The sequence below is a fragment of the Gordonia sp. GONU genome, assembly GCF_024733855.1.
In the GTDB taxonomy this organism is placed as follows: Bacteria; Actinomycetota; Actinomycetes; order Mycobacteriales; family Mycobacteriaceae; genus Gordonia; species Gordonia amicalis.
On the sequence record NZ_JANRHB010000010.1, the window covers coordinates 76,253 to 102,918 of the forward strand.

The following is a 26,666-nucleotide window of genomic DNA, read 5'->3' on the forward strand; positions in this document are numbered from 1 at the left end:
GCTTGCTTGCCACCGCCTCGGTTCGCCGCGGGGCCGCGTCCGCGCGGGCCCTATCCAATCTTTCGCAGGATCGGTTCGGGCGCCCACTCCTCATCCCCGGTCTTTCCGCTCCCCCGGGTGCGCCGTGACGCTGGTCCGCCTTCGAGATCGGTGTCGGATCAGCGTCGAACGTTGATTACCCTAGGGGGGTATGGTACCAAGGTGGGAGTGGCTCAGTCGTCACTGCCGTGGGTGGGTCGGGGTATGGCCGCCCGGGGTATCGCCAGAAGGGAAGGGCAGCATCACTATGAGTACGTCTACCGTCACTGTCACCGGGATGACCTGCGGACATTGCGCCTCGTCGGTACGCGAACAGATCAGCACCCTCGACGGTGTCACCAATGTCGCCGTGGACGTGGCTAGCGGCCAGGTCACCATCGACAGCTCCGCTCCGCTGGAGCGTGACGCTATCCGCAGCGCAGTGCAAGAAGCCGGTTATCAACTCGCTGAGTGAGGTCGCGGGCCGGGCCGCCCCGGTGGTGGCCCGGCTCTCCTCGGCAGCGCAGCGTCGCTGGGCGATCTCCTGACAGACAGGATCATGACAATGAACGTGCCTTCTAGGCTGGGCCTTTTCGCTGGTGCGCTGGCGGTGGTCTTCGTGGCCGCCTACACTGTGGCAGCCGCGGTGGCCCCGGACCGGTCAGGCGCTGCTGGGTCGGACTCACCGGCGCACGCCGGACACCAGAGCGCACCGGCTTCGTCTGCCGCCGCGGCGCCGGGTGTGCGCGGGGTCACCGTCGGGTCGGGGGGTTATCTGCTGTCTGGACTCGCAGCGCCCGCGCAGGCCGGCCAGGCGGGCGTGTTGACGTTTTCGATCACCGACTCCGCCGGTTCGGCGGTCACCGACTACATGGTGGAACACGACAAACAACTGCACTTGATCGTGGTCCGGTCTGACGGCACCGCATTCCGCCACGTGCACCCCACGGTGGATGCTGCTGGGCGGTGGTCGATTCCGTGGCAGTGGCAGACGGCCGGCACCTACCGGGTGTATGCCGATTTCGTTCCGGCAGCGACCGGTGAAACCTTAACGCTGACACGCACTCTCGAGGTGGGTGGAGACTATCAACCCCGCCCTCCAGCCGGTGAGTCGCGGCGGTCGGAGGTGGCCGGGTTCCAGGTCGAGGTGACCGGTGAGCTGCGCGCTGGCGCCGACTCAGAGCTGACTGTGACCGTGAGTCGCAACGGTCAGCCGGTCACCACCTTGCAGCCGTATCTGGGTGCCTTCGGGCATCTGGTGGCGTTGCGCGATGGCGACCTGGCCTACCTGCACGTGCATCCCGAAGGCTCGGCACCCACGCCAGGGCAGTTGTCCGGGCCGCAGGTGAGGTTTGCGACGAACGCACCGACACCGGGCCGCTACCTGCTCTATCTCGACTTCCAGGTCGACGGTCAGGTGCACACCGCGACGTTCGTCGTCGACACCGCTGCAGAGCGTGGTCGAGCAAGCGCGACATCCTCGTCGTCTCCGGCGTCGGTCCCGCCTGAGCACGCCGGGCACTGACCGCCCGTCATCCACCCGCCGGCTCAACCCACGTCTTGGAGTCCTCATGACCACCACTTCCCCGTCCCGCTCGACCGGGTCTGACATCGAACTCGCCGTCAGCGGAATGACGTGCGCGTCGTGCGCGATGCGTATCGAGCGCAAACTCAACAAGCTCGACGGTGTCGTTGCCACAGTCAATTACGCCACCGAGAAGGCGCGTATCACCACCTCGGGTGATCTGGATCCGCAGCTGCTGATTACCGAGATCGAGAACGCCGGTTATCAGGCCACGCTTCCGCCGTCGGCGCAGACCGGTGACGATGCGAGCGCGGCGGCGACCGGTGAGGCCGCCGGGGACCTCGAGCTGCAGGCATTACGCACTCGTCTGATCGGCGCGGTGGTGTTGTCGGTACCGGTCATCGCGATGGCGATGATCCCGGCGCTGCAGTTCACCTATTGGCAGTGGGCCTCGTTGACCCTGGCCGCCCCGGTCATCGTGTGGGCGGCGTGGCCGTTTCACCGCGCGGCCTGGGTGAACCTGCGTCACGGCACCGCCACCATGGACACCCTGATCTCGGTGGGTACCGGTGCGGCGTTGCTGTGGTCGTTGTACGCCCTGTTCTTCGGTACCGCCGGCACACCCGGGATGACCCATGGCTTCAGTTTCACCGTGGCGCCCTCCGACGGAGCGGGCAACATCTACCTCGAGGTGGCCGCCGGGGTCACCATGTTCGTACTCGCGGGCCGCTACTTCGAGAAACGCTCCAAACGGCAGGCCGGTGCAGCGCTGCGGGCGCTGCTGGAACTCGGCGCCAAAGACGTCGCTGTCATCAAAGACGGCCACGAACAACGGATCCCGATCAACAAGTTGTCGGTCGGCGAGGAGTTCATCGTGCGGCCGGGAGAGAAGATCGCCACCGACGGTGAGATCGTGTCGGGCACCTCGGCGATCGACGCCAGCATGCTCACCGGCGAATCGCTGCCGGTCGAAGTCGGTCCGGGCGATACCGTCACCGGGGCAACGGTCAACGCCGGCGGGCGGCTGCGCATACGCGCCACCCGCATCGGTGCCGATACCCAGCTAGCCCAGATGGCCACCCTGGTTGAACACGCCCAGTCCGGCAAGGCCCACGCCCAGCGGCTGGCCGACCGCATCTCGAGCATCTTCGTGCCCGTGGTCATCGCCATCGCTGTCGCGGTCCTGGGCGCCTGGATCGGGGCGGGTTATCCAATCGAGGCAGCGTTCACTGCTGCGGTGGCCGTGCTGATCATCGCCTGCCCCTGCGCGCTGGGATTGGCCACTCCGACCGCCCTGCTGGTCGGTACCGGACGGGGAGCCCAGCTCGGCATCCTCATCAAGGGGCCGGAAGTCTTGGAGACCACCCGCACGATCGACACCGTGGTCCTGGACAAGACCGGCACCGTCACGACCGGTCAGATGACGTTGCTGCACGTGCACACCGATGCCAGCACCTCCGACCGCGAAGTACTCGCCCTCGCCGGTGCGCTCGAAGACGCCTCCGAGCATCCCATCGCCACTGCCATCGCCGGCGCGGCACGCGCCGAGCTCGGCGCCCTGGCCGAGGTCGAGGAATTCACCAACATCGAAGGTATGGGAGTGCAGGGCACCGTCGAGGGCCACGCAGTCCTCGTCGGACGCGACAGCCTGCTCACCGACTGGGGCCTGTCGCTGGACGATCCCGATCTGACAGCTGCCCGCGAGTCCGCCGAAGCTGCAGGACAAACCGCAGTGATGGTGGCCTGGGACGGCCAGATCCGTGCGGTGCTGGTCGTCGCCGACGCCATCAAACCCACCAGCGCCGCAGCCGTCGCCCGACTGAAGGCCATGGGGTTGACTCCGGTCCTACTCACCGGTGACAACCAGAAGGCCGCCGAACACGTCGCACGCGAGGTCGGCATCTCCACCGTGATCGCCGAAGTCCTACCCGCCGACAAAGTCCAGGCCGTCACCGCACTGCAGAACGACGGCAAAGTCGTGGCCATGGTCGGCGACGGGGTCAACGACGCCGCAGCGCTGGCCTCGGCCGACCTCGGCCTGGCCATGGGCACCGGCACCGACGTGGCCATGCAAGCCGCCGACATCACCCTGGTCCGCGGCGACCTCAACGCCGCCGCGGACGCGATCGCCCTGGCCCGCAAGACGCTGGCGACGATTAAGACCAACCTGTTCTGGGCCTTCGCCTACAACGTCGCCGCCATCCCCCTCGCCGCACTCGGGTTGCTCAACCCCATGCTCGCCGGCGCCGCGATGGCTTTCTCCAGCGTGTTCGTCGTCAGCAACAGCCTGCGGCTTCGTGCCTTCACCGCACGCACCACACCCGGTGACGAGAACCGCCCCTTCCACACACCCTCGACACATACCCCCCAGGGGTATAAGGTGGCGTCATGAACGAGCACACCTCTGCTGAACACGCCGGTCACACGGCCGCCGATCAGCACCACCACGGCCAGGTTGAGCACCACGAGGCGGTGCTCGATCACACCGGACACCACCACCCCGATTCCTCTGCCGGACAACGCCATAACGGTTCCGGCGACCACGCCGGCCACGACAGTCACAGTGGTCACGGCGGTCACGGGCACGGCGGGCATGGTGACCATGTGGGCCAGTTCCGGCAGTTGTTCTGGATCATGCTCGTCCTCGCGGTGCCGGTCGTCGCGTTCTCACCGATGTTTGCCATGCTCATCGGCTATCAGCTGCCCGATACCGTCGTGGTGCAATGGATTTCCCCGGTACTGGGCACGGTGATGTTCGCCTGGGGCGGGCGTCCGTTCCTGTCGGGGGCCGTGAGCGAGGTGCGCTCGCGCACACCGGGCATGATGTTGCTGATCGCTCTGGCGATCACGGTGGCCTTCGTCGCCTCGTGGGGAGCCAGTCTCGAGGTTGTGCACCATGAACTGGACTTCTGGTGGGAACTGGCCCTGCTGATTGTCATCATGCTGCTGGGGCATTGGATCGAGATGCGGTCGCTGGCCCAGACGACCTCGGCGCTGGACTCGTTGGCGGCACTGCTGCCTGATGAGGCCGAACGCGTCGACGGTGAACAGATCAGCATTGTGGCCCCGGCGCAGTTGCAGGTCGGGGATGTGGTGATCGTGCGCCCTGGTGCCAGCGTTCCCGCCGACGGCCTGGTCATCGACGGAACCGCCGAGGTCGACGAATCAATGGTGACCGGTGAATCGCGCACCGTCCGCCGTGGCGGGGGTGATCCGGTCGTCGCTGGAACGGTGGCCACCGATTCCGGTTTGCGCGTGCAAGTCACCGCGACCGGTGAGAACACCGCGCTGGCCGGTATCCAGCGGCTGGTCACCGACGCCCAGAATTCGTCGTCACGTGCGCAACGCCTCGCCGATTCCGCGGCCGCGCTGCTGTTTTGGTTCGCACTGACCGCTGCGGTTATCACCGCGATCGTGTGGACGGTGATCGGTCAACCCGATGACGCGGTCATCCGCACGATCACCGTGCTGGTCATCGCCTGCCCGCACGCGCTCGGCCTGGCTATACCGCTGGTGGTCGCCATCGCCACCGAACGCGCTGCCCGCGGGGGGGTGTTGATCAAAGACCGCCTCGCCCTGGAAGCTATGCGCACCGTGGACGCAGTGCTGTTCGACAAGACCGGAACCCTCACCAAGGGGGAACCGACTGTGATCGCCGTCGAGCCCGCCCCTGGTAGCGACGCCGTCGACGTGCTGGCCGCCGCTGCCGCCGCCGAAGCGGACAGCGAACACCCCCTGGCCCGGGCGATTGTCGCCGCCGCCCGAGACCGGGCCCAGCAGATCCCCTCGGCCACCGAGTTCACCTCCTCACCCGCGGTCGGGGTCAGCGCCCATGTCGAAGGGACGGTCGTGCGGGTCGGCGGGCCGCGCATGCTCGAGGAGCACCGCCGGCACGAACTCGCCATCGCCGAGCAGTGGCGCGCCGACGGGGCCATCATCTTGCACGTCGTGCGTGACGACGAGGTCGTCGGCGCGATCAAACTCGCCGACGAAGTACGTGCGGAGTCCCGCCAAGCCGTCGACGCCCTGCACCATGTGGGGGTGGCGGTAGTGATGATCACCGGTGATGCCGAAGCGGTCGCGCACAGCGTCGCCGCAGACCTCGGTATCGACCGGGTCTTCGCCGGGGTGCGCCCTGAGGACAAAGCCGACAAGGTCGCCGAGTTGCAGCGCGAGGGCCGCAAAGTCGCCATGGTCGGCGACGGCGTCAACGATGCCCCCGCACTCGCTCAAGCCGACGTCGGCATCGCCATCGGCGCGGGCACCGACGTCGCGATCGCCTCGGCCGGAGTCATCCTCGCCAGCGATGACCCGCGTTCGGTGCTCTCGGTGATCGAACTGTCCAAGGCCAGCTACCGCAAGATGAAGCAAAACCTTTGGTGGGCAGCGGGATACAACCTGATCTCGGTGCCTCTGGCTGCCGGGATCCTCGCCCCGATCGGATTCGTGCTGCCCATGTCGGTCGGTGCCATCCTGATGTCGGCGTCCACGGTGGTCGTGGCTCTCAACGCCCAACTCCTGCGCCGCCTGGACCTACGCCCGCAGACCAGCACCACCCACGCGCTGCACGACACCCGCACCACAGCCAGCACCGGGTAAGGAAACAGACCCTTGAAAAGGAGATGATTGTCCGATGACGACATCGTCCGCACCGGAGAACGAGTGCGCACACACCGCGCACGGCTACATCAGTGACAAAAGCCGCTACCTCGCGCGACTCAAACGCATCGAGGGCCAAGCCCGCGGAATCCACCGCATGGTCGATGAAGAGCAATACTGCATCGACATCCTCACCCAGATATCGGCGCTGACCAAGGCGCTCGAAGGTGTCGCGCTCGGCCTGCTCGACGACCACCTCAAACACTGCGTCCTCGACGCCGCCCAGGCCGGCGGCGCCACCGCCGAGGACAAGATCGCCGAAGCCTCCGCCGCCATCGCCCGACTCGTCCGTTCCTGATCCCCACCCGCACAACCGATCACGCCCGACCCTCGGTGCGGACGCATCCGCTCACGTCCGTGGCTGTCGCACCCACTGCGGCACCACCGGCCCGCCCGGGGCCGGGCGTTCGGCCTCGGCATCAACGGCCAGCACCACCCCACGCTCGGCCAGCCACTGTGCGGGATCGACATTCACACCGGCGGGATCGAGAACCTCGAAATGCAGGTGCGGGCCGGTCGACACACCGCGGTTGCCCACCGTGGCCACGATCTGGCCCATCCGGACCCGAGTGCCCTGCTCGAGCAGATTCTCATCGTTGTGGCCGTAGGTGGTGATCGTTCCGTCATCGTGGCGGATCCGCATCCACAAGCCGAAGCCTTGCGCTGGGCCTGCGGTGATGATCTCCCCATCAGCCACCGCGACAATCGGAGCACCCAGATCGTTGCCGATGTCGATGCCCTGATGGCCGCGCCCATCCCCGAACGTCGAGGTGATCGAGCCGGCAGTAGGCGCCACCGCGCCACCGCTCCCCGGCACCGCAGCACCCGGAGCCCCCGGTTGTGGTTGCGGCCCATGCGGGACGCTGGGATCGTGCGGCACCAACGCTGCCACCAACGTTGCCACCAGACGAGCCAGCGGCAACGCATCGATGATGCGAAAGCCACTGAGCGGATCGACCGTCGAGGAAAACGCGCCGAAACACTCCAACGCGGCCACACTGCCGCCGTCGCTGCTCCCGGACTGCGCATGACCGCGTAAACACGCCGACGCATGCTTGATCGGCTCACCCAAGCTTGCTGCCGCCGCACCGCCCAGCGCCGCCTTGACCGTGTCCTGCACGAGAACCACCAACTCCCGGGCGACATGGTCATCGGGTGCGGCCGCCGCGGGCAGCACCGGCGCCCACGCCACACCCACTGCCGTCGCCACCGCGACCACCATGAGCATCCACCGCCTGTTCACAGCTCCCGCGAACGAAGCCACCATGTGCATACCGTCGAACCCTTCTGACGTCGACGTCGACCACCACTCGGGCGGATCGATGCCGAAAGTCCACGCCGAGAGAGCGACGCCCAGCATCACACCACTCACACCACTAGTCCCACCAGTCACACAGGTTTCCACGACTTCAGCCGTGATTTTCGTCGCGAGACATGCTTCTCGCAGGTCAGTAGGGAAGAGGCGAGGGCCCGAACCGCACCGAACTACTATCGTGGCTAGTAGAATTGTTATCGAAGCGCCACCTTTGTGTGGCGTCTGAAACAAGGAGGACTGATGTCGACAAAGCGCGCGCGGATCATGATCGGGGCATCAGCGGCGGGCCTGCTGGTGTTGGCAGGCTGTTCCGACACCGAGGGGCAAGACCACTCCTCGATGACGGAAATGGTCACCACCACCTCGATAGCGGCACCATCGTCTGCGGCCGACATGGGTGAACACAACGCGGCCGACATGACCTTCGCCCAGGAGATGATTTCCCATCACGCACAAGCGATCACGATGAGCAACATCCTGCTCGATAAGAGCGACATCAGTCCCGAGGTCGTCCGACTGGCCCAGAAGATTAAAGCCGCCCAGCAGCCCGAGATCGACCAGATGAAGTCCTGGGTGACCACGTGGGGGGCTTCAATGAGCTCGAGCTCGCAGGGCCACGACATGGGTCAGATGAGTGCCGGGGAATCGATGTCGCCATCAATGGGCGGTCACGACATGCCCGGGATGATGACCGAACAGCAGCTCCAACAGCTGCGCGAGGCCCAGGGGACCGCGGCGGCTCGCCTCTACCTCACGCAGATGATCGAGCACCACCGCGGCGCCGTCGCCATGGCCAAGACCGAGATCCAGGACGGGAAGAACCCCGAAGCCATCGCACTGGCGCGAAAGATCATCTCCGACCAGGAATCAGAGATCGCCGAGATGCAGCGACTGCTAGCCGGCCTGTAAGTGGCCCAGCCGCACCCGCCCGACGGCCTCGAGCAGATGACACGCTCGCTATCACCATCACAGCAGGCAAGCTACCGCCACCAGCGCCGACACGGCGCCGGTGGCGGTGATGACGGTAGGTAGGACAACAACCCCTGCAACCGTGGCAGCGGCCTTTGCGTGGTGACCACGTGACACACATCGCCGACCGTCATATAGCCGGTGCAAACGCGGCGCCACACTCGCAAAGTCACTGATCGACAACGCCCCCGCCGGAGAATCCGACGACCCGGCCGATCGGGCCAGCGTTCCCAACGCCGAGCACACAGTCCGGGTGCCGACCTGTTCGGCCGCCCGTGCATCAGCGGCCTGCTCGACGAGTGTCGCCACCTCATCAGCACCGCGAGCGAACAGCGGAATGAACGGCAACGCTCGGCCCAGAACCCCAGCGAGCAACACGATCGCGTGATGCCGCTGGCGTCGGTGTGCGCGTTCGTGAGCCATCACAGCATTCAGTTCAGCGCCGGTCAGGACGTCCTGCAAGCCCGTCGTCGCAGCGATCCCCGCGTTGCGGCCCGGCAAACAGAATGCCATCGGCCGCTGATCTCTGAGCCACCACACATCAGGAAACCGATCACAACGTTGGCCAACCAGACGTAACGATTGCAGATAGTGATCGCGTGCCCGGCGCATTGCGACCGCAGCACGTGCCACCAGGGCCACCACCCAAACGACCGCCGCCACCGTGCTGGCCAGCACCGCTACCCCAGCCACGGTCTCCACCTGGGCCGGCGCGCCGTGAGACAACACACGCAGGCAGGAGGCCACCGCTGACAACTTATGCACGCCGAAGTGGTTCGGCACCACCAGCACCGACACCGCAGCGACCCATAACGCCGTGAACATCGCCTGGGCGGCCGGCCACGCCACCAACACCCACCGAGCGTCGATGCGTGGCTGGATACGCACCATCCACCGCGGCCACCACCAACCCAGCAGAGCCGCTGCAGCCACCAGCACCACCGCCATGCTCATCAGCGCCTACCCAGGCGCCGACGGTGTTCAACTCGCTGGGACCGTTTCTCCATCAATCCTTCTTCCCTCGCCACACGGCACAGCACCCAAGTATGACCAGAACATCCGCCTGCATGCCCCAGGAACTCGGCATCGCAACCCATAGAACGCTGCCTACTAATGGAGATAGTATTTAGAGTTGATGTGGACAGGGGTCATAGTGAACCTCGCCGACAAGGGAGTGTTTCGGTGGTCACAGGTTTTGAGCACGTCGATGATGAGCAGCGCCGGTACCGAAAGGCCATGCGAGACGTCCGGCGGGCGCCAACACCCCACTCAGCGCACACTTTCTTCGCCGAAGCACATGGCCTCTGCACGACCAACCGCCGACGGCACGTCACCGCTCATCTAGGCATGGCGCGCCAGCTGGCGAAGCTCGGCGACAATCGAGGATCGATACACCACACGGCCGCAGCGATTGGCGTTGCCGCCAGGATTCGAGCCTGCCCTAGGTGACATGGCCGGCCGATCGTGCATGGTGCGTCGTCGACCCGCACTTCGCCACCATCGGTGCCAGTGCCGCCGCAATCGCCGACATCCTTACCGACTCGAGCATCGATACCGTCGACGACGACCCAAGAGTCGATCCCCCGCGCTACCTCTGATGGCGGAGCGGCAGCACAGCGGATCACCAGCTACGACGTCATAAGGTAAATTGTCGGCGAATTGCGTTGTGTAGCAATATCTTCCGTCACCAGTGACGAAAGTGAACGGGAATCACGGGGCCGAACGCCCCGGCTGATGTACATTCGCAACAGCGAACCGGATCACATTGGTGGCTCTTAGAGCGCGCCGATGGTGATGTTGTTCGTTGCACGCCAACAGCTTTGGCTACTTGTGACTGCGTCTGACCGCAGCTGGCTCGCGCGCCGCGAACATGCTTGCCCAGTTGTCGACTACAGCAAAGATCCGGTTTGCTAATGTGGCGACGCGTTCTTCTGAGTTGCCACACTCAGCCGAAGGCCGTTTCTCACAGGATCGGAGGGGAGGGCGGTGAGACCCCCTACTGTGCAGCCCCTCTCCCCTCCGTCCTGGCTCCGAGGCCGCGTGTCACCCCATGCAGGGAAGGTCAGTGCCCGATCTGGTGTAGTAGCTGCGAGACCGGCATTTTCAGAGCTTTGGCGATACGTGCCAAGGTGATGATCGTCGCGCGGCGCGATCCGTCTTCCACTCCGCGCAGCATGTTGCGCTCGACGCCGGCCTCGAGACCCAGGGCCCGCTGACTGAGGCCCAGTTCCTCGCGGCGGGTCGTGATCGCTTCTCCGAGAGCGCGTAGCAACGCGGGTTCGTCGATGTCGACGGCCATGACGGCTCCTCCTCCCCCGTCGCCCGCCAGGTCGGCGGACGCACTCGGCGTGGCTGAGCCTACCGGCGAGGTCGCCGCATACGGCAGTGCGACGGCGGTGCGCCCGGTCGGCGCGGGACAGCTGCTCACTGCGCGGGTTTCACGATCGTCAGGGTCAGCTGGTCGTCGTCGATGTGCTCGTCGAACTCCTCGATGGCCAGCCAGTGGTCGCAGACGTACTGGTCGCGCTCGGAATCGTCCATCGCTGCCCACTGCTCGGGCAGCGGGCCGACGTAGCGCTGCACCCGGCGGACCAGATACGACCGCTCGACAACCTCGGTGCGCGCCAGCTCGGGCATCGCTTGCTCGACCAGCCCGACGAGGGCCGCGGCCGCGTCATGTTCAGCGTCGACACTGCCTGCGAGGTCGCAGGCTTGGCGCCACTGCTCGATGCTTGCGGCGATCGCTCGCGCATCACTACTCATCGGTGTTGCCGCGCAGTTGTTTTCGGTGGTCGTTGCCATGTGCTGCTCCTTCTTGCTCCGTGCCTTGATGGTTGCTTATAGGCTACCGCTAATGGTAGTCTATAGGCAACCACTAAGGATGGAATGAGCGAGGAAGCGACGATCATGGGGCACATCATCTCGAAGACAGCGGAACACCGTCCGGCGCTGCGCCGCAGACGATTCCGCCACGACAACCCGACCGCGCTGGACTTGTTCTCGGGATTCGGCGGATTCACCCAGGGCATCGAGGCCGCCGGATTCGACACCATCGTCGGGGCCAACCACAACCGCTACAAGGTCGAGGTACACGAGGCCAACCACCCGCACGTCGAGCACTGGATCGCCGATCTGATCAACACCGACTCCGACACCTACCACTCGGTGCGTGAACTCCCGGCGGCCGACCTGCTGGTCGCGGGGGTGACCTGCACCAACCACTCCCAGGCCAACACCCAACGTGCCTACGAACAGGGTCTGACGTTGTTCGACCTCGACGACCCCGAGTTCGAGGAACGCGCCACCCGGTCCGAGCGGGACCGCGCCACGGCCAACTGCGTGCTGCACTACGCCGATCAGCACCACCCGCTGCTGATCCTGGTCGAATGCACCACCGAGTTGCAGTCCTGGGGACCAGCGGTCCCCGGCCGACGCAAGGTCGGCGATGGCTCGACGTATCGGTGGTGGCTGCGCGAGATCACCAAGCTCGGCTACGAGCACAAGGTGCTCTACCTCAACTCGATGTTCTTCGGCGTCCCCCAGAGCCGGGACCGGCTCTACATCGTGTTCTGGGACCGCGCACTGCCCGCCCCCGACCTCGACCATCGCCCCCAGGCGTGGTGCGGCCCCTGCGATGAGGCCGTCGAGGCGATGTGGGCGTGGAAGACCGGCGTGCCCGCCAGCGGATCGGTGCGCTACGGCAAGCAGTACAACTACCGCTGCCCGCGCTGCTTCGGTGAGGTCTCCCCCACCACCACACCGTCGTTGACGGCCCTGGACCTCAGCCACCTGGGCACCCGCATCGGCGAGCGGACCAAACCGCTGGCCCCGGCGACCATGGCCCGCGCGGAGCGGTGCCGCCAGAAGTTCGCCGAGTTCCCCACTGTGCTGATGCCGGCCAAGGCCCAGCGCGGCGTGGAACGTCATCCGCTGCAACCGATGGCCACCCAGACCTCGCAGCAAGAGACCGCGCTGCTCAGTACTGGCGCCATCATGGTCGCGGCCGGAAACACCTTCGAGCGCCCCGGATCGCAGTGCCGGACCCGGACCCTGGGTCAACCGTTGTGGACCCAGCCCGCCACCAACACGACCGGCCTGCTCACTCCCCCGGTCGCCATGGCCATCAACAACTTCCAGGGCGCACCACGCGGCCTCGACGAGGCCCTGCCCACCCAGGGCGGCTCGGAAACGCTGAGCGTCGTGTCCTCGGGTGTGGTGCCCTTCCGCAAGCACACCACCCCGACCAGCCACGCCCAGGCCATGCCGACAGTCACCGCCGAACAGACCCCGGGCCTGCTCACCGCGACCGGCGACCCCGCCCTACTCGCAGGCTGGTTCAAACAGAACGGCAGCACCGGCACCGAGACCGCCGCGCACCCGCTCACCGACCCACTGGGCACCCTGACCAGCCGCGACACCACCGCCCTGCTGGCCTCCCACTGGCGCGACGCCCTCGCCGAGATCCCGCTCGATGAGTGCTTCTTCCGCATGATGACCCCGCACGAGGTCGGCCGCGGCTGCGGATTCGACCCCGACTTCGGCGACCACAAAGGCACCTTCACCGTGTGGGGCAAAGGCCGCGACCAGATCGACGGCTACGGCAACGCCGTCACCCCACCCGTGCCGCTGTGGATCGGCACCCGCCTACGCGAAGTCCTGCACCCCACCAGCGGATGACGGCGTCGACCGCCCCGGCACACCGTGACCCCTGTGCCGGGGCATCCGGCCCAGTCCGGACGGACGGGCCGCGCTCGGACAGCTCGGAAAGCCTCACCGATCACACCCGTTGCTATTATTGCTGCATGATCGACGCTGGCCGGTGGGGCGCGATCCGCGACCTGGCGGATCGCCAGTTCGGCCTGTTCACCGCCGCCCAAGCCCGCAACCTCGGCGTCGCGCCGTACGTCCTGGCTCGCCTCGCCGCGCGCGAGGCCATCGTTCGGGTCCACCACGGCGTCTACGAGCTCCCCGAGTCCTCGGCCTGGACGACCCTCGGTGACTGGGCGGCACAGTGGTTGGCGCTGCACCCGGCCGCCGACATCGAGGAACGACGAGCACGCCCCGACAGCGTCGTGAGCCACGCCGCCGCCGCCCAGGTCCTGCGCCTGGGCACGATCACCGCATCCGGGCTCGAGCTGAGCAGCCCACACCGCATCAACGTCCGCGACCCGTCGGTGCGCACCTGGCGCCGGCCGATCGGTGACCGCGGCCGCGACTGGGACCTCGTCGATGGGCTGCCGGTGACCACACCCGCGCGCACCATGGTCGACCTGCTCCTCACCCATGGCGACGGCGGACACCTCGGAACCGCGCTACACACCTGCCTGACCGAGTCGCTGGTCGACGCCGACGAGCTGATCGCAGCGTGCGACCGGGCCGCACCGCGCTGGAACTACGCCTCGGGTGCTGAGCTGTTCGCTTCGCTGCTCGATCAGGCCCAGATGCCGGCCGAACCGGTGCTGGTCGGCTGATGGCGTATGCGTCCGAGGAGGCCTTCCGCGCCGGGCTGAAAGCCCGCCTGTCCGCCGAAGCGCGGACGAGCAGGTTCAGTCGCGACGAGCTCGCTCAGACCGTGACCCTCCAGTTGTTCCTGGCCCGGCTGTTCCGCTCCCCCGACGCCGACCAGTGGATCCTCACCGGCGGCACCGCCCTGCAATTCCGGGCGCCGACCCAGGCCCGCCCCACCGCCGACGCCGATCTCGCCACCCGCCTCGACGCCGAACACATGCAGCACTCGCTGCGCCAGGCCGCCCACCCCGCACCGGGCGACTTCGGCGAGTTCGACATCACCATCACCGCGACCCGCAGCCCCGGCTTGTTCGCCGGACGTATCCGCTACAACATTGCCGGACAACGGTTCTCCGACGCCACGCTCGACCTTGCCACCCACCGGGAGATGCTGCTACCGCCCGAGACGATCAGCCCGCGCCCGGTGCTCGCGCTCGACGAACTCGACCCCATGCCCGTGATCCGGATGCAGGCCGCCGCCGAAGCGGTCGCCGACAAGGTCGCGGCCCTCTATGAGCTGCACGGACCTCACGGCGACAGCCCCTCGACCCGCGCCCACGATCTGGTCGACCTCGTCATCCTCGCCCGCACCCAGTCGTTCGATGCCGAGCAGCTGCGCGCCGCGATCCGCCACCAAGAACAGCGCCGCGACCTGACGGTTCCGGTCCCGTTGGTCCTGCCCAACCCGACCTGGGAACGTGACTACCCCCAACGCGCCGCGCACAGCGGCTTGCCGGCGCACCTGCACCAGGCCGACGCCGCGCTCGCGGCCGCCAACAGCCTCATCGAACCGATCCGGACGGACGCGACTGGGAACGGTCAGTGGAACCCCGACGACGGTGCGTGGACCTCGCAGAGAACGCGCTCGATCGGAGAACTGCTCGGCGACACCCGCGCCCCACGCTCGGCGCCGAGCACACCCGCACCCGAGACATCCAGTGGGACGTCGGCACCGAGGGTGGAACGTTGGGTGGAACGTTCCCGGGATCACGGACCCGAGCTTTAGATTTGACCAGCGCGCCCGGCGCAAAGCGGGCAGCGCGCAGCGAAGGCAGGAGGACGCGATGCGTGATGTGCTCGGTGAGTGGTACCTCGCCGATGGCGACGATGAGCGCCGCGATTTCGTCACTAAGGCCAGAATTGTGCTGGATGCCAACGTCTTACTGGACCTGTACCGGATATCGAAAGAGTCCCGCGAGAAGATCCTCGCCCAGCTCGAACGGGACGAGATCCGGCCCCGCCTCTTCCTTCCCTACCGCGCCGGCCTCGAATACCACCGTCGACGACTGACTGTCGCAGCAGAACACGCCAAGCAATACACCAGAGCGACGAACATCATCTCGGGAGTCAAGGGCAGAGGCGTCAGTAGTCAGCTCCTGCAGGAACTTCGCGCGGCTATCAGGGAAGTCAAGGACGCCGGAGTGCAGAAACGACTACTCGACGCGGCGGACACGGCATTCAAGGAAGCCGCGACTACCGTCGGCGAAGCGATACGGGCAGAGCGAGAGTCGAACATCCTCCACCCCAGTCAAATTCAGACAGATGACCCAATCCGGGATCGTATCGAGAAGCTGTTCACCGATGCCGGTCAGATCGGTCGTCGGCGGATATCGACCGACCTCCAGGCACGAGAGGACCAAGCGCGTGCTCGGCTCGCCGCTGCCATGCCCCCCGGGACCGGAGTCGATGAGTCCAAACGCGACGGCGGAATCGGAGACCCGCTCATCTGGATGGAGATGATGGACCTGGCCAAAACTGACAAGCAGAACGTGTTGTTCGTGAGCAACGACATGAAGGCAGACTGGCGTCAAATCGTCGATGACAAGGACTTCGGGCCCCTACCCGACCTTCAGCGTGAGTTCGCTGACGAGACCGGCCACCGCTACCACCACGTCAGCTCTGACACCTTCCTCGAAGACCTCAACAAATACTTGGAAGCCGGCGTCGACGACGACGTGATTGACGAGGTTAAGCATGCACGGACCTATTCTCCGCACATTTGGATAGCGGCGGACCAGTCATCATCGGTCCCGACAATTGAACAACTGAGACGTCTTCAAAACCAGCTCGACACAGGAGGTCTCAAGGAGGCGCTACTCCGGGCTGCCACCCAATTGGCCGACCTCGGGACGTCCGCAGAGTTCCAAAACTACCGGAGAATGCTGGGCGCCCTCGACCCGGAACGTGCAGCGGCCGACGAAGACGACCCCGAAGCCGAAGATGACCCCGAAGCCGACCAGGGAAAGTCGCCCACAGAGGATTGATGACAGGGCCCACCGTCAACTCGGTTGCGCTTGTCGGTAGATCGGGCAGCCGCACGAGGTGTTGCAGGCGAAGCTCCAGGTGGGGTGGGCGGCGTGGGTGTGTACTCCCCAGGGGTGCCCGCATTCGCAGTCGGGGAAGAACTGTCGGTCCCAGCGGTCGCAGAGGTCTTCGACGGTCAGCGTTCCCGATGGGTAGCCCACGGCGCCTCGGAAGCCGACGCACTGGTATTTCGACCAGGTGGGGTCGACCTCGACCGGGCAGCCGAGGTAGCCCAGGTCGTGGTTGATGACCAGCCCGTAGTCGAAGGTGTTCTGCCCGCAGCGCCCACACCAGTCCTCACCGGTCGGTACGGGTTGGCCGTCGGGGCGCCCGGCGCGACGCTGCTCCCACAGCTGGCGCAGGGTCGCGATTTCGGCCTCGAGGCGCCGTTGCTCTTCGATGCGCTCGGCGGTGCCGTCGAGCAGATCGAGCAGGTCGATGTCGTCGTGGTCGGATGATGATGTGCGGCGCGCCATGGGGTGTCCTCTCAGGTGGCGTCGTGGGGCGTCAGTTGGCGGCGTAGATCGGTGTGCAGGTCAGGAACAGGCATTCGCGGTTCGCGTCATCGGCCAGGACGATCCCGATACCGGTGGTGAGGATTTCGGCGAGACCAAGCGCCCACTGGGACCACGTCAGATCGACCATGGCGTGCACGTCCTCGATGGGCACGAGCTCAGGATGTCCGCTCTGGAGCACGTTGGTAGCGCGGATGATCTCGCGTGCGCTTGGGCTGGCGGCGATGTTGCTGTAGCTCCACGACATGCGAGGCTCCCTTTGTGTCGAATGTTGCTGTGGTGGTGCATCTTCTGAGCGTCTAACCCGCCGTAGTGCTGCACCTTATAGGGTTCACAATATGCACCCTATGGGGTGCAGTCAAGTCATGACCACAACCACTCTCCCGACGACGCCGACCGCGCCGTCCTCGCAGGGCCTACAGCTCGACATGTTCGCCGAGGCGGCACGCGATGAGCGTGCGCACGCCGAGCGCACAACTGGTGTCCCTCGCTTGTATGCCCTGCGGTGCACCACGATTGCCGACTACGAGCACGCGATGACGCAGTGGAGGAAGGCGTGGCCTGATCTCGCCTGCCTGCGCGACTCGCACGGCTGGCACGTCGCGATCGGTGAGTACGCGAGCAGTCGCGAACCGACCGACACGTGCATCCCGATCACCCTGCAAACCGACCTCCGATGCAACCGGGCATCGCACCGCGGTTGCCTGTGCGTGGGTGATCTGGTCTCGCGCAGCTTCTGCCGAGGCTGCGGCTGGCACTCCGAGGTCGTCGGCGACGACACCGACGCGGCGCTGCTGGGCCTGGATCACTGCTTCCCGGGATGGCGCGACGACCCGATCGTGCCCTCGGCGCCCTACGACGACGGACCCAAGCGCCGCACCCGCATCAACTGGAAACCACCGTCACCGAGCTACACGGCACCGAACGACCGCAGGGCTACCCGATGATCACCCGACGGGGACCGCACGGGTGGCGGGCGGTGCCAGGCCGGTCGTTGTGGGGAGGCTACGACGTCGCCGCCGAAACGCTCGGCCGATGACCGACACCACCGATCGAGCCGTGCCCGGCCTGCGTACCGGGCACGGCACGCACTCGCCCTCCCCCGGCTCTGGCAAGCTCGACACCACACAACCACCCACTGCCCCGAGAGGCCCGAATCCATGTCGAGCGAACCGTCCGCCATCAGCGTCGACGAGACCGCCGTCATGACCGCCGTCGGAGCAGCGATCGTCGCCCGCCGCACCGAACTCAAGATCAGCCAGCAAGCACTGGCGCGCACCGTCGGCACCAGCCGGACCTTCCTGCGCGGCATCGAGGCCGGTGAGCGCGCACCGACCGTGGTCACACTCACCCGGATCGCTCGCGCCCTGCACACCACACCCAGCGCACTGATCACCACCATCCGCTGACCCGGCCCCGCCACTCTCAACGCCGCCAGCTGCCATCCCACGAGGGCCAGAGCCCTCTTGCCTACCGGCGCAGCCACGCAACTCCCTGCAATTCCAAGGTATTCGTTGCGCGTTTCTGTGGAGATTTTCGAACGCATAAAAAGAATCCCGGAATAGACGAGGTGAAGGGCATTCAAAGGGCCCCCTAACAGCATGTCTCGGTGCATTTCTGTGAAAGCTGAAATACGTTGCAGCCCTTGCATATACAGCCCATTAGGTATAGAATAGAAGAAAGCAAACAGCCACCGAAAGAAAGGTTTCAGAAATGACGATCACCGTGTACACCAAGCCCGCCTGCGTCCAGTGCCACGCCACCTACACGGCGTTGGACAAGCAGGGCCTGACCTACCAGGTGGTCGACATCAGTACCGACGACGACGCCCGCGACTACGTGATGAGCCTGGGCTACCAGCAGGCCCCGGTCGTAGTTGCCGGTGACACGCACTGGTCGGGGTTCCGCCCCGACCGGGTGAAGGCGCTCGCCGAACGGGATTTGTTGTCATCCGATGCAACATTGGCCGGGTAAGAGGGCCTGCTTTCTAGCAGGGAAGATGCGCCCGTGGTTGCGAGAAGGTCGCGAACAACAGGCCCAGGCCACTGGGCTTTCCCATGCATCTATGTTGCATCTGATACAACTCACGTGTGACAAGTGACGACGTCGTCCGCGGTCGAGCGGAGTTAGCCCGCAATGTTGTGCAGCTGGATCCGGAACGGGCGATGTTCGACGCGATGGTTGACGGGTGGGCTCAGCAGCAGCGGGCAAAGTTCCTGCGCGAGTCGACGATCGGTCCTCGAACGCGGCTGGTTCGCCGCTTCGCCGCTTCGCCGAGTTCACTGGACTGTATCCGTGGCAGTGGACCCCAGAGGAGGGCGAAGCATGGATCAGTCATCTCCGATCGAGCCCAACCCCACTTCGGTTGTCCACTGTCCGCGGCTACGAGGTGGACATCGGCCTGTTCTGTGCCTACCTGGTCGATGCCCGCTACAACTGGGCTACTGAATGCATTGCTCAGTTCGGTTGCGCGCCCGTGCAGGTCTTCCACGAAGACAACTCCATCATCCACGTCGGTGAGTACGAAGGTGATCCTGGTCGACGACCGCTGACCTACGACGAGGTCCAGGCGCTGTTCGATGCCGCGGACGCACGGGTCGCGCAGATCCGATCTCGCGGCCGGAAAGGAGCGATACCGGCGCTGCGCGACGCCGTAGCACTGAAGTACTGCTACGCCTACGGCTTACGCCGGCAGGAGGTTTCCCGCAGCGATGTCGTTGATCTTCGCAGGAACTCGAAGTTCCCGGCCTTCGGCCGGTTCGGGGCGCTGACCGTGCGGCACGGCAAAGCGTCCCGGGGCGGCCCGCCCAAACGCCGCACCGTGCTCACGGTGCCGGAGATGAGCTGGATCGTGGACATCCTCGACCACTACCTGACCGACGTGCGCAGCGAGCTCGACCACACCGGGCACCCAGCGCTGTTTCTCACCGAACGCGGTAGCCGACTGGGAGTGCGCGCACTCAACACCGCCTTCGCCACCGCTCGAGACGCCGCAGGAATCGACCCGACCCTCGACCTCCACTCGCTGCGCCACTCCTACGTCACGCATCTGGTGGAGTTCGACTACCCCGAACGATTCATCCAGGAGCAAGTCGGCCACGCATTCTCCTCGACCACGGCGGTCTACATCGGGGTCAGCAACGAGTACCGCAACGGACTGCTTATGCAGTCCATCCACGCCCGATACGGCCACCTCCTCAATGACGGGACCCCGACATGAAGCAGATTGACTACACGTGGCATCTGCGAGCCAGGATGGCCGCCCACGGCATGTACTCGACCACCGATCTGCAACCGCACCTCGCTGACCGCGGGATCACACTCTCCCGCGAACAGGTTTACCGGCTGGTGACAGGGCAGCCGCAACGACTGAGCATGCACACCCTGGTGGCCCTGTGCGACATCCTCGAGTGCACCCCCAACGATCTGATCGAACCCCACATCGTCGACACCGCAGTTCGCAAGACTGCCGGCAAACCGGCAGGGGTCACACCGATCACCGCCCGTCGCACCACCATTCGACGACCGGGCACCGAGTCGTGAGTGTCGCCTCTCCGCCGACGTATCCCTGTTCGGACTGCGGCACCATCGCCCCGAGGTCCAAACGCACACCCGAAGGGGGAATTTGCCGGTCCTGCTACAACATCCGACGCCGCGAACCGTGCAGCAACTGTGGCAAGCACACCACCCCCAGCAGACGTACGCCCGCAGGCGATCCGCTATGCGGCCACTGTGCGCGTCCCAAACGCCGCTGCACCGGCTGCGGACAGATCGACCACATCAAGACCAGCGGTGAGGACGGCGAGCTGTGCCAGCGCTGCTACACCGCACCGGCGCGCCTGTGCGGACGCTGCAACAACCACGTGCCGATCGCGATCAGAGCTCGCCCCGGCGCCGTGGACCTCTGCCGGCGCTGCGCCACAGCACCCGAGGAGACGTGCAGACGTTGCGGACTGCTCCGTGAAGTGCACACCCGGTGGCCGTTGGGGCCAGTATGCGTGCGCTGCTATCGGCGAACTCTGTCGGAGTCGGCGTCCTGTGCCGACTGCGGCACCACCGCCGCACTCATCGGCAGAAATGCTGCCAGTCAACGCATCTGCGGTCCATGCGCGGACTCCGACCTGGACTATCGGTGCTCCACGTGCGGCGGAACGGGGCAACATCATTTCGCCCGAACCTGCCACCGCTGCTCGATCATCCGGCAGGCCCGGGACCTGCTCACCACACCCCAAGGGTCGATACCCGACAGCCTCGCCGAGTTGCCGACGTTCCTCGCCGCCCGTGGCCAGCCGCGCTCGACACTGCGGTGGCTGACCAAACCCGCGACCGCCCAGCTACTGAAGCCGCTGGCCTCCAGCGAACACCCCATGAGCCACACCGTGCTCGACCAGTGCCCGCCAGGGTGGGGACGCCACCACCTGCGCGAACTGCTTATCGACGCCGCCATACTTCCCGAACGCGATGAAGCCCTCGAACGGCTCGACACCTGGATCAACGAGACCGCCGCCACGCTGCCAACCCACCACAGCGCGCTGATCCGCCCCTACGGCCATTGGGCCATCCTGCGCCGCGCACGCCGCAGGTCCCGCCGTCGCCGGTTCACCCACGCCGCCGCCGACTCCGGCCGCAACAAGATTCGCGTCGCCATCACGCTTCTGACCCACCTCGACGAGCACGGCCACACCGTCGGCGACCTGACCCAACCGATGATCGATGCCTGGACCGACGGACAGCATCACCGCACCAACAACATCGCCGGGTTCATCACGTGGCTGACGCAACGCGGACTTGCCACCAACATATCGGTGACCCGCTACCCCACCCCACCGCCGTCGCAGACCGGCGACGAACGCACCCACCAACACGCCATCGCCGCGCTGCTGTCGGGCGACACGTCCGCTGACTTGCCCACCCGCATCGCCGGTCTACTCGTGCTGCTCTACGGCGCACGACTCCCCCAGGTGCAGAACCTCACCACCTCGTCGCTCACCCGCGACCAGGACCGCAGGTACGTGACGCTGGCACGCCACCCGATCGAGCTACCCGAGCGACTCGCTGAGCTGATCGACACCCTTGCCGGCACCGTCTGCGCCGACCCGCGCGCCTGCACCCGGGACGGCCGCGGATTCCACCTCTTCCGAGGCGGAATCGCCCATCACCCGTTGCACGTGAGAACCCTGAGCCGAAAGCTCACCACCGCAGGCATTCCCACCCGCGTCAGCCGCAACCACGCCCTGCTCGCGTTGGGCGCGGATTTACCCGCCGCGGTCCTGGCCACCCAGCTCGGACTGTGCTCCACGACCTCATCGCAGTGGGCGCAACTGGCCCAACGCGACTACACCGCCTACCTGCACAGCCACGACGCCGAGCACCCAGCCCCGCCGACCGACGTCCCGGTAGGCACAAGTCGCTCAGCGGCAGCACGTCGGGTCGAGGACCTGTCGTAAAGCTTGCAGAGCGTCGGCGTGGGCCCGGTAGTAGACGTTCATGCCGCGGCGCTGGGGCAGGACCATGCCGGCCTTCTTGAGTTGTCCGAGGTGGTGGCTGACCGTGGGCTCAGACAGTCCAACAGCAGTCGCCAGATCGCAGGTGCAGACCTCACCCGCGGCATCGGTGAGCAGGATCGACATCAACTTGATCCGGACTGGATCGGCAAGAGCTTTGAGCCGCAGCGCGATCTCCAGCGCCGCGGCGTCATCCAGCGCTGACGCCGAGACCGGTGCGCAACAGATGGGATCGGTCATGTCGATGACCGGAAGCGTCTTGGGCATGCACCCAATCCTACCCACTGTATTGACATATGTCGAAGAGGCGGGCACTCTGGGCGACGTCAGTAGTTCGATGTATGTCTCACAGGTGGAGGTAGTCATGTCGCGCATGCAGCTCGCGCTCAACGTCGATGATCTGGATCAGGCGGTCGAGTTCTACTCGAAGTTGTTCAATGTCGCACCGGCCAAGCGCAAGCCGGGTTATGCGAACTTCGCGGTCGCGGAGCCGTCGTTGAAGCTGGTGCTGCTGGAGAATCCGGGTAAGGGCGGCACGATCAACCATCTCGGTGTGGAGGTCGAGTCCAGCGATCAGGTGCACGCCGAGATCGCCCGGCTCAGCGGCGAAGGCCTATTCACCGAGGAGGAGATCAACGCCACGTGTTGTTTCGCCACTCAAGACAAGGTGTGGGTGACCGGTCCGGCAGGTGAAAAGTGGGAGGTCTACACGGTGCTGGCCGACTCCGAGACCTTCGGGTCCAGCCCAACGCTGTTGGCGGACAACGAGACCCCTGACTCTGATTCTGCGGTGTGCTGCGGTACTGCCGGCGCCGCGCAGCCCGGCCAGTCCACGGCGAGTGCGTCGACCGCTTGTTGCTGAGCGTCGTCCCCGCCGGTCGGCGGGCACCCCTGATGGTGCCCGCCGACCGGTTCAGGTGGTGTGGGTCAGGCGGGCGGTGAGGTCGGTGAGTCGAGCGGCGATGTCGTCGCGGATCAGGCGCATGCGCTCGACGCCGTCGATCCCGCGCAGGGAGGGTTCATCGGTTTCCCAGACCTCCACGACGGCCCCTTCTGGCGGTGCGACCTGCGCGGAGGTTCCCAGTACGACGGTCAGGTCCGCCTCGCGCATCAGATCGTCGGTGAGCTGGCGAGGGGTGTGGTCGCTGACGTCGACACCGGCCTCGGCGAGCACTTGAGCGGACAGCTCGTTGACGCGCTTGCCGATCGCGGCGTCGGTGCCGGCCGAGGAGGCGTTGATCGTTCCGTCGACCAGCGTGCTCGCCAAACCTTGGGCCATCACCGACTTGCCCCGATTACTCACGCACACAAACAGAACCGAGTGTGGTGCGCTCATCGCACACTCGAGGTGTCGTCGGCGGGCGCGATCTCGGCCAGCAGGTCGACCACGAGCGAACGAATCTGATCGCGAATCGGGCGCACGGCATCGATGCCTTTGCCGGCAGGGTCGTCCAGGGCCCAGTCGCGGTACCTGACGCCGGGAAAGACCGGGCAGGCGTCGCCGCACCCCATGGTGATGACCACGTCGGAGGATTCGACGGTGTCGGGGGTGAGGATCTTCGGTGATTGGTCGGAGATGTCGATACCGACCTCGGCCATTGCCTCGACAGCGGCGGAGTTGATGGCGTCGGCGGGGGCTGACCCCGCGGAACGAACCTCGACCCGACCGCCGCCCAGGGCGGTCAAGAACCCGGCGGCCATCTGAGAGCGGCCGGCGTTGTGGACGCAGACAAACAACACACTCGGTGTCTGTGCAGACATGGGAGCAGCTTCCTTTTTGGTGTGAGGGGGTTATGCGGGGCGAGGAGCGAACTCGTGGAGCAACCCCTGTACGCGGGTGTCGAGGTCGTCGCGAATTGCGCGCACCCGATCCAAGGGCAGGCCTTCGGGATCGGTGACTGTCCAGTCGAGGTACCGCTTGCCCGGATAGATGGGGCACGCATCACCGCAACCCATCGACACCACGACATCGGCGGCGGCGACGACATCGTCGGTCAGCGGTTTGGGGAAGTCGTTGCCCAGGTCGATCCCGATTTCGGTCATCGCCTCGACCACGGTGGGGTTGATCGAATGGACCGGCGCTGAACCCGCCGATCGGACATGGACGCGGCCGCCGGCCCGGTGGGTCAACAGACCTGCGGCCATCTGCGACCGGCCGGCATTGTGCACACACACGAACAACACCTCGGGCACGTCTTTGGCGATCGCCCCGTCCGATTGCGCCAGTGCGCGCAACCGGTCGGCAGCGAACCGGCTCGCCAACGAGGTCAGATGCGCCTGTACCCGCGAGGTGCGGCGCAGTGCCGCATACGACTCGAAAACGCAGCGCTCCACCGTCTGCCGCGACACCACACCCTCGTACTTCGCGGCCAAATCCGCGGCAATACGACCGAGCACGACATGCGGCATGAGCAGTTCGGGCTGTGCGCGATGCTCCCCTGCCGCCAGGCGCTGATCCAGGGTCGAGTCGTCCATCACCGTGCCTCCGTGACCAAGCCCGGCTGAGCTGTCGACTGCGGGGCGGTGAAGCGTTTACGCAACGCCAGCGAGACGTACACCAATCCCACGAGGACCGGCACCTCGATCAGCGGCCCCACCACCCCGGCCAGGGCTTGGCCCGAGGTGGCCCCATACGTTGCGATCGCGACCGCTATAGCCAGTTCGAAGTTGTTGCCCGCGGCGGTGAACGCCAGCGTGGTGGTGCGTTCATACCCGAGCTTCATAGCAGCGCCGAACGCGTACCCGCCGCCCCACATCACCGCGAAGTACACCAGCAACGGAATTGCGATCCGGACCACGTCGAGAGGCTGTGACGTGATCTGATCACCCTGCAGGGCAAAGAGAATCACGATGGTGAACAGCAACCCGTACAACGCCCACGGACTGATCTTGGGAATGAACCGCGACTCATACCAGTCGCGTCCCTTGCTCCGCTCCCCCAGATACCGGGACAGGAACCCGGCGACCAGTGGGATACCCAGGAAGATCAGCACCGATTTGGCGATCTGCCACGGCGAGGCGTCGATCGTTGTCTGTTCCAGACCCAGCCAGCCCGGCAGCACCGAGAGGTAGAACCAGCCCAGGACCGCGAACATCACGACCTGGAACACCGAGTTGATCGCCACCAACACGGCCGCCGCTTCACGGTCACCGCACGCCAGGTCGTTCCAGATGATGACCATCGCGATGCACCGCGCCAACCCGACGATGATCAACCCGGTGCGGTACTCAGGCAGGTCGGCCAGGAAGATCCAGGCCAGCGCGAACATCAACGCCGGGCCGACAACCCAGTTCAGAACCAGCGACCCGATGAGCAGACGCTTGTCCCCCGTCACGGTGTCGAGGCGGTCGTAGCGAACCTTCGCCAGCACCGGATACATCATGATCAGCAGGCCGATCGCGATGGGCAGCGAGACACCATCGACCGAGATGGCCGAGAGCGCATCGTTCAGGCCGGGAATCAGCCGGCCCAGGAGTAGCCCGGCGACCATCGCCACCCCGATCCACACCGGCAAGAACCGGTCCAGGGTGGACAGCCTGCCGACGACCGCGGGATGCTCTGGTGTGTTCGTAGCGGTACTCACGCGGTCACCAACGTGTCTGCGGTGGGATCCGCTGAACTCAGAATCGACGAAAGCTGCTGCAACGCAGCAGGAACAACCCAGTAATACACCCACGTTCCCCGGCGCTCGCAGTCCAACAAACCCGCCTGCCGCAACACCTTCAGATGATGGGAAATGGTGGGTTGGGACAGATCGAACGATTCCGAGATGTCACACACGCAGGCCTCCCCGCCGGCATGGCTGGCCACCAAGCTCAGCAACCGCAGCCGCACCGGATCACCCATCGCCTTGAACATGCGCGCGAGCCCCACTGTCGCATCGGCACTGAGCGGTTCCTGCACCAACGGCGTGCAACACGCCTCACCTGCCACGACAGGCAACTCGTTCTGTTTCGACATGCGTCTATATTGACAGACCTCGAACTGCCGAACAAATGAACATCGGCTGAACGCCAACCGCGTCGCCGCCGCTCTCGCGCGGCGGTCACCTCCCGCCCGAGGCGTGGCGGCCACGGCCGCACGAAGAACGCCGTTCCTGACCCGCCGATTGTTCTACGCCCTGACCTGCGCGGCAAGAGACTCCGACCGACCCGCTGCCACGCGCTGCGCTCCGATCGCGGCACCGGGCCGCTCTCCGCTCCTGACGCATCCGGCCAGCGCGCAGAAGCGGTCAAATATCAGGAAAGGCCACACCCGACCGGACGCCGAAGAGTGTGGGTCTGATGTCGAGCGAACGACGTTGCGGCTGAGGCAAAATCGACAATTCAAGTACGAAAACAGTTGTACG

Annotated in this window: 31 protein-coding genes; 19 read left to right on the top strand and 12 right to left on the bottom strand. The window is 65.9% G+C overall.

Going from position 1 to position 26,666, the window contains the following annotated elements; genetic code table 11:
• Window positions 1-286 precede the first annotated feature (286 nt).
• The 5 genes from NWF34_RS12020 (at window position 287) to NWF34_RS12040 (ending at window position 6,500) form a co-directional block, all read left to right on the top strand.
• Window positions 287-493, top strand: a complete 207-nt coding sequence (locus NWF34_RS12020) for a heavy-metal-associated domain-containing protein (protein ID WP_075863793.1) — start codon at window positions 287-289, stop codon at window positions 491-493.
• Between the two features lie 90 nt (window positions 494-583).
• Entirely contained in the window at window positions 584-1,543 is a 960-nt protein-coding gene (locus NWF34_RS12025) for a hypothetical protein (RefSeq protein ID WP_075863794.1), read from the top strand.
• Between the two features lie 46 nt (window positions 1,544-1,589).
• Complete coding sequence (locus tag NWF34_RS12030; protein ID WP_258325145.1) at window positions 1,590-3,935, top strand: cation-translocating P-type ATPase; 2,346 nt, start codon at window positions 1,590-1,592, stop codon at window positions 3,933-3,935.
• Window positions 3,932-6,142 carry a heavy metal translocating P-type ATPase gene (locus NWF34_RS12035; RefSeq protein WP_258325146.1) on the top strand — a complete coding sequence of 737 codons (2,211 nt, stop codon included), beginning with the start codon at window positions 3,932-3,934 and terminating at the stop codon, window positions 6,140-6,142. The genes NWF34_RS12030 and NWF34_RS12035 overlap by 4 nt, the downstream gene beginning before the upstream one ends.
• A gap of 34 nt (window positions 6,143-6,176) precedes the next feature.
• The gene (locus NWF34_RS12040; RefSeq protein WP_035755503.1) at window positions 6,177-6,500 is read left to right on the top strand and encodes a metal-sensitive transcriptional regulator; all 324 of its coding nucleotides are present in this window, start codon (window positions 6,177-6,179) and stop codon (window positions 6,498-6,500) included.
• A gap of 51 nt (window positions 6,501-6,551) precedes the next feature.
• Here NWF34_RS12040 and NWF34_RS12045 read toward each other — a convergent pair whose 3' ends face one another.
• Window positions 6,552-7,475, bottom strand: a complete 924-nt coding sequence (locus NWF34_RS12045) for a M23 family metallopeptidase (RefSeq protein ID WP_075862500.1) — start codon at window positions 7,473-7,475, stop codon at window positions 6,552-6,554.
• A gap of 282 nt (window positions 7,476-7,757) precedes the next feature.
• On the opposite strand from NWF34_RS12045, the gene NWF34_RS12050 reads away from it, so the two are divergent.
• Complete coding sequence (locus tag NWF34_RS12050) at window positions 7,758-8,426, top strand: DUF305 domain-containing protein (protein ID WP_075862491.1); 669 nt, start codon at window positions 7,758-7,760, stop codon at window positions 8,424-8,426.
• A gap of 57 nt (window positions 8,427-8,483) precedes the next feature.
• On the opposite strand, the gene NWF34_RS12055 is transcribed toward NWF34_RS12050, so the two are convergent.
• On the bottom strand, window positions 8,484-9,440 hold the full coding sequence (locus NWF34_RS12055; RefSeq protein WP_075862490.1) for a M56 family metallopeptidase: 957 nt from the start codon (window positions 9,438-9,440) through the stop codon (window positions 8,484-8,486).
• 491 nt (window positions 9,441-9,931) lie between these two features.
• On the opposite strand from NWF34_RS12055, the gene NWF34_RS12060 reads away from it, so the two are divergent.
• A complete protein-coding gene (locus tag NWF34_RS12060) occupies window positions 9,932-10,084 on the top strand; it encodes a hypothetical protein (RefSeq protein WP_187346440.1) in 153 nt (50 codons plus the stop codon).
• 464 nt (window positions 10,085-10,548) lie between these two features.
• Here the strand turns inward: NWF34_RS12060 and NWF34_RS12065 are convergent, their stop codons facing one another.
• Window positions 10,549-10,785, bottom strand: a complete 237-nt coding sequence (locus NWF34_RS12065) for a helix-turn-helix domain-containing protein (protein ID WP_084813133.1) — start codon at window positions 10,783-10,785, stop codon at window positions 10,549-10,551.
• Window positions 10,786-10,910: 125 nt separating this feature from the next.
• Window positions 10,911-11,288 carry a hypothetical protein gene (locus tag NWF34_RS12070; protein ID WP_258325147.1) on the bottom strand — a complete coding sequence of 126 codons (378 nt, stop codon included), beginning with the start codon at window positions 11,286-11,288 and terminating at the stop codon, window positions 10,911-10,913.
• 84 nt (window positions 11,289-11,372) lie between these two features.
• Between NWF34_RS12070 and NWF34_RS12075 the strand changes: the two genes are divergently transcribed.
• The 4 genes from NWF34_RS12075 to NWF34_RS12090 all read left to right on the top strand — a co-directional run bounded on the left by NWF34_RS12075 (window position 11,373) and on the right by NWF34_RS12090 (window position 16,258).
• A complete protein-coding gene (locus NWF34_RS12075; RefSeq protein WP_258325148.1) occupies window positions 11,373-13,163 on the top strand; it encodes a DNA cytosine methyltransferase in 1,791 nt (596 codons plus the stop codon).
• A gap of 125 nt (window positions 13,164-13,288) precedes the next feature.
• On the top strand, window positions 13,289-13,957 hold the full coding sequence (locus NWF34_RS12080) for a type IV toxin-antitoxin system AbiEi family antitoxin domain-containing protein (RefSeq protein WP_075862488.1): 669 nt from the start codon (window positions 13,289-13,291) through the stop codon (window positions 13,955-13,957).
• Window positions 13,957-15,000, top strand: a complete 1,044-nt coding sequence (locus NWF34_RS12085) for a nucleotidyl transferase AbiEii/AbiGii toxin family protein (RefSeq protein WP_075862487.1) — start codon at window positions 13,957-13,959, stop codon at window positions 14,998-15,000. The genes NWF34_RS12080 and NWF34_RS12085 overlap by 1 nt, the downstream gene beginning before the upstream one ends.
• A gap of 58 nt (window positions 15,001-15,058) precedes the next feature.
• Complete coding sequence (locus NWF34_RS12090; protein ID WP_075862486.1) at window positions 15,059-16,258, top strand: PIN-like domain-containing protein; 1,200 nt, start codon at window positions 15,059-15,061, stop codon at window positions 16,256-16,258.
• 15 nt (window positions 16,259-16,273) lie between these two features.
• On the opposite strand, the gene NWF34_RS12095 is transcribed toward NWF34_RS12090, so the two are convergent.
• Together NWF34_RS12095 and NWF34_RS12100 are read right to left on the bottom strand one after the other, a co-directional pair.
• Window positions 16,274-16,774: a hypothetical protein gene (locus tag NWF34_RS12095; RefSeq protein ID WP_075862485.1), complete on the bottom strand. Its 501-nt coding sequence runs from the start codon at window positions 16,772-16,774 to the stop codon at window positions 16,274-16,276.
• Between the two features lie 31 nt (window positions 16,775-16,805).
• A complete protein-coding gene (locus NWF34_RS12100) occupies window positions 16,806-17,060 on the bottom strand; it encodes a hypothetical protein (RefSeq protein WP_075862484.1) in 255 nt (84 codons plus the stop codon).
• A gap of 118 nt (window positions 17,061-17,178) precedes the next feature.
• On the opposite strand from NWF34_RS12100, the gene NWF34_RS12105 reads away from it, so the two are divergent.
• From NWF34_RS12105 to NWF34_RS12130, 7 genes are all read left to right on the top strand, one after another.
• Window positions 17,179-17,760, top strand: a complete 582-nt coding sequence (locus tag NWF34_RS12105; RefSeq protein WP_139319395.1) for a DUF6349 family protein — start codon at window positions 17,179-17,181, stop codon at window positions 17,758-17,760.
• Entirely contained in the window at window positions 17,757-17,852 is a 96-nt protein-coding gene (locus tag NWF34_RS25460) for a DUF6349 family protein (protein WP_222844773.1), read from the top strand. Before NWF34_RS12105 ends, NWF34_RS25460 begins: the two co-directional genes overlap by 4 nt.
• 121 nt (window positions 17,853-17,973) lie before the next feature.
• A complete protein-coding gene (locus tag NWF34_RS12110; protein ID WP_035755568.1) occupies window positions 17,974-18,222 on the top strand; it encodes a helix-turn-helix domain-containing protein in 249 nt (82 codons plus the stop codon).
• 304 nt (window positions 18,223-18,526) lie between these two features.
• Window positions 18,527-18,787, top strand: coding sequence for a redoxin NrdH (locus NWF34_RS12115; RefSeq protein ID WP_075862482.1), 261 nt, complete (start codon window positions 18,527-18,529; stop codon window positions 18,785-18,787).
• Between the two features lie 391 nt (window positions 18,788-19,178).
• On the top strand, window positions 19,179-20,033 hold the full coding sequence (locus NWF34_RS12120; protein ID WP_258325149.1) for a site-specific integrase: 855 nt from the start codon (window positions 19,179-19,181) through the stop codon (window positions 20,031-20,033).
• Entirely contained in the window at window positions 20,030-20,356 is a 327-nt protein-coding gene (locus NWF34_RS12125; protein WP_075862481.1) for a helix-turn-helix transcriptional regulator, read from the top strand. Before NWF34_RS12120 ends, NWF34_RS12125 begins: the two co-directional genes overlap by 4 nt.
• Before the next feature lie 716 nt (window positions 20,357-21,072).
• On the top strand, window positions 21,073-22,260 hold the full coding sequence (locus NWF34_RS12130) for a hypothetical protein (RefSeq protein ID WP_075862480.1): 1,188 nt from the start codon (window positions 21,073-21,075) through the stop codon (window positions 22,258-22,260).
• On the opposite strand, the gene NWF34_RS12135 is transcribed toward NWF34_RS12130, so the two are convergent.
• Window positions 22,225-22,584, bottom strand: a complete 360-nt coding sequence (locus NWF34_RS12135; protein ID WP_075862479.1) for an Rv2640c family ArsR-like transcriptional regulator — start codon at window positions 22,582-22,584, stop codon at window positions 22,225-22,227. The genes NWF34_RS12130 and NWF34_RS12135 overlap by 36 nt on opposite strands.
• A gap of 97 nt (window positions 22,585-22,681) precedes the next feature.
• On the opposite strand from NWF34_RS12135, the gene NWF34_RS12140 reads away from it, so the two are divergent.
• Entirely contained in the window at window positions 22,682-23,179 is a 498-nt protein-coding gene (locus tag NWF34_RS12140; RefSeq protein ID WP_075862478.1) for an ArsI/CadI family heavy metal resistance metalloenzyme, read from the top strand.
• A 51-nt stretch (window positions 23,180-23,230) separates the two neighbouring features.
• On the opposite strand, the gene NWF34_RS12145 is transcribed toward NWF34_RS12140, so the two are convergent.
• The 5 genes from NWF34_RS12145 to NWF34_RS12165 are packed head-to-tail and all read right to left on the bottom strand — an operon-like array spanning window position 23,231 to window position 26,278.
• Window positions 23,231-23,653: a low molecular weight phosphatase family protein gene (locus NWF34_RS12145; RefSeq protein ID WP_075862477.1), complete on the bottom strand. Its 423-nt coding sequence runs from the start codon at window positions 23,651-23,653 to the stop codon at window positions 23,231-23,233.
• Entirely contained in the window at window positions 23,650-24,078 is a 429-nt protein-coding gene (locus NWF34_RS12150) for an arsenate reductase ArsC (protein ID WP_075862476.1), read from the bottom strand. The genes NWF34_RS12145 and NWF34_RS12150 overlap by 4 nt, the downstream gene beginning before the upstream one ends.
• Before the next feature lie 30 nt (window positions 24,079-24,108).
• Window positions 24,109-24,792, bottom strand: a complete 684-nt coding sequence (locus tag NWF34_RS12155) for an arsenate reductase ArsC (protein ID WP_075862475.1) — start codon at window positions 24,790-24,792, stop codon at window positions 24,109-24,111.
• A complete protein-coding gene (gene arsB, locus NWF34_RS12160) occupies window positions 24,792-25,901 on the bottom strand; it encodes an ACR3 family arsenite efflux transporter (protein ID WP_075862474.1) in 1,110 nt (369 codons plus the stop codon). The genes NWF34_RS12155 and arsB overlap by 1 nt, the downstream gene beginning before the upstream one ends.
• Window positions 25,898-26,278, bottom strand: a complete 381-nt coding sequence (locus NWF34_RS12165; RefSeq protein WP_075862473.1) for a helix-turn-helix transcriptional regulator — start codon at window positions 26,276-26,278, stop codon at window positions 25,898-25,900. Before NWF34_RS12165 ends, arsB begins: the two co-directional genes overlap by 4 nt.
• Between the last annotated feature and the right edge of the window lie 388 nt (window positions 26,279-26,666).

Excerpts from the sequence above, each read along its gene's own strand:
- NWF34_RS12020 (WP_075863793.1), top strand. The coding sequence starts at position 287 with ATGAGTACGTCTACCGTCACTGTCACCGGGATGACCTGCGGACATTGC.
- NWF34_RS12025 (WP_075863794.1), top strand. The coding sequence starts at position 584 with ATGAACGTGCCTTCTAGGCTGGGCCTTTTCGCTGGTGCGCTGGCGGTG.
- NWF34_RS12030 (WP_258325145.1), top strand. The coding sequence starts at position 1,590 with ATGACCACCACTTCCCCGTCCCGCTCGACCGGGTCTGACATCGAACTC.
- NWF34_RS12035 (WP_258325146.1), top strand. The coding sequence starts at position 3,932 with ATGAACGAGCACACCTCTGCTGAACACGCCGGTCACACGGCCGCCGAT.
- NWF34_RS12040 (WP_035755503.1), top strand. The coding sequence starts at position 6,177 with ATGACGACATCGTCCGCACCGGAGAACGAGTGCGCACACACCGCGCAC.
- NWF34_RS12045 (WP_075862500.1), bottom strand. The coding sequence starts at position 7,475 with ATGCACATGGTGGCTTCGTTCGCGGGAGCTGTGAACAGGCGGTGGATG.
- NWF34_RS12050 (WP_075862491.1), top strand. The coding sequence starts at position 7,758 with ATGTCGACAAAGCGCGCGCGGATCATGATCGGGGCATCAGCGGCGGGC.
- NWF34_RS12055 (WP_075862490.1), bottom strand. The coding sequence starts at position 9,440 with ATGAGCATGGCGGTGGTGCTGGTGGCTGCAGCGGCTCTGCTGGGTTGG.
- NWF34_RS12065 (WP_084813133.1), bottom strand. The coding sequence starts at position 10,785 with ATGGCCGTCGACATCGACGAACCCGCGTTGCTACGCGCTCTCGGAGAA.
- NWF34_RS12070 (WP_258325147.1), bottom strand. The coding sequence starts at position 11,288 with ATGGCAACGACCACCGAAAACAACTGCGCGGCAACACCGATGAGTAGT.
- NWF34_RS12075 (WP_258325148.1), top strand. The coding sequence starts at position 11,373 with ATGAGCGAGGAAGCGACGATCATGGGGCACATCATCTCGAAGACAGCG.
- NWF34_RS12080 (WP_075862488.1), top strand. The coding sequence starts at position 13,289 with ATGATCGACGCTGGCCGGTGGGGCGCGATCCGCGACCTGGCGGATCGC.
- NWF34_RS12085 (WP_075862487.1), top strand. The coding sequence starts at position 13,957 with ATGGCGTATGCGTCCGAGGAGGCCTTCCGCGCCGGGCTGAAAGCCCGC.
- NWF34_RS12090 (WP_075862486.1), top strand. The coding sequence starts at position 15,059 with ATGCGTGATGTGCTCGGTGAGTGGTACCTCGCCGATGGCGACGATGAG.
- NWF34_RS12095 (WP_075862485.1), bottom strand. The coding sequence starts at position 16,774 with ATGGCGCGCCGCACATCATCATCCGACCACGACGACATCGACCTGCTC.
- NWF34_RS12100 (WP_075862484.1), bottom strand. The coding sequence starts at position 17,060 with ATGTCGTGGAGCTACAGCAACATCGCCGCCAGCCCAAGCGCACGCGAG.
- NWF34_RS12105 (WP_139319395.1), top strand. The coding sequence starts at position 17,179 with ATGACCACAACCACTCTCCCGACGACGCCGACCGCGCCGTCCTCGCAG.
- NWF34_RS25460 (WP_222844773.1), top strand. The coding sequence starts at position 17,757 with ATGATCACCCGACGGGGACCGCACGGGTGGCGGGCGGTGCCAGGCCGG.
- NWF34_RS12110 (WP_035755568.1), top strand. The coding sequence starts at position 17,974 with ATGTCGAGCGAACCGTCCGCCATCAGCGTCGACGAGACCGCCGTCATG.
- NWF34_RS12115 (WP_075862482.1), top strand. The coding sequence starts at position 18,527 with ATGACGATCACCGTGTACACCAAGCCCGCCTGCGTCCAGTGCCACGCC.
- NWF34_RS12125 (WP_075862481.1), top strand. The coding sequence starts at position 20,030 with ATGAAGCAGATTGACTACACGTGGCATCTGCGAGCCAGGATGGCCGCC.
- NWF34_RS12135 (WP_075862479.1), bottom strand. The coding sequence starts at position 22,584 with ATGCCCAAGACGCTTCCGGTCATCGACATGACCGATCCCATCTGTTGC.
- NWF34_RS12140 (WP_075862478.1), top strand. The coding sequence starts at position 22,682 with ATGTCGCGCATGCAGCTCGCGCTCAACGTCGATGATCTGGATCAGGCG.
- NWF34_RS12145 (WP_075862477.1), bottom strand. The coding sequence starts at position 23,653 with ATGAGCGCACCACACTCGGTTCTGTTTGTGTGCGTGAGTAATCGGGGC.
- NWF34_RS12150 (WP_075862476.1), bottom strand. The coding sequence starts at position 24,078 with ATGTCTGCACAGACACCGAGTGTGTTGTTTGTCTGCGTCCACAACGCC.
- NWF34_RS12155 (WP_075862475.1), bottom strand. The coding sequence starts at position 24,792 with ATGGACGACTCGACCCTGGATCAGCGCCTGGCGGCAGGGGAGCATCGC.
- NWF34_RS12165 (WP_075862473.1), bottom strand. The coding sequence starts at position 26,278 with ATGTCGAAACAGAACGAGTTGCCTGTCGTGGCAGGTGAGGCGTGTTGC.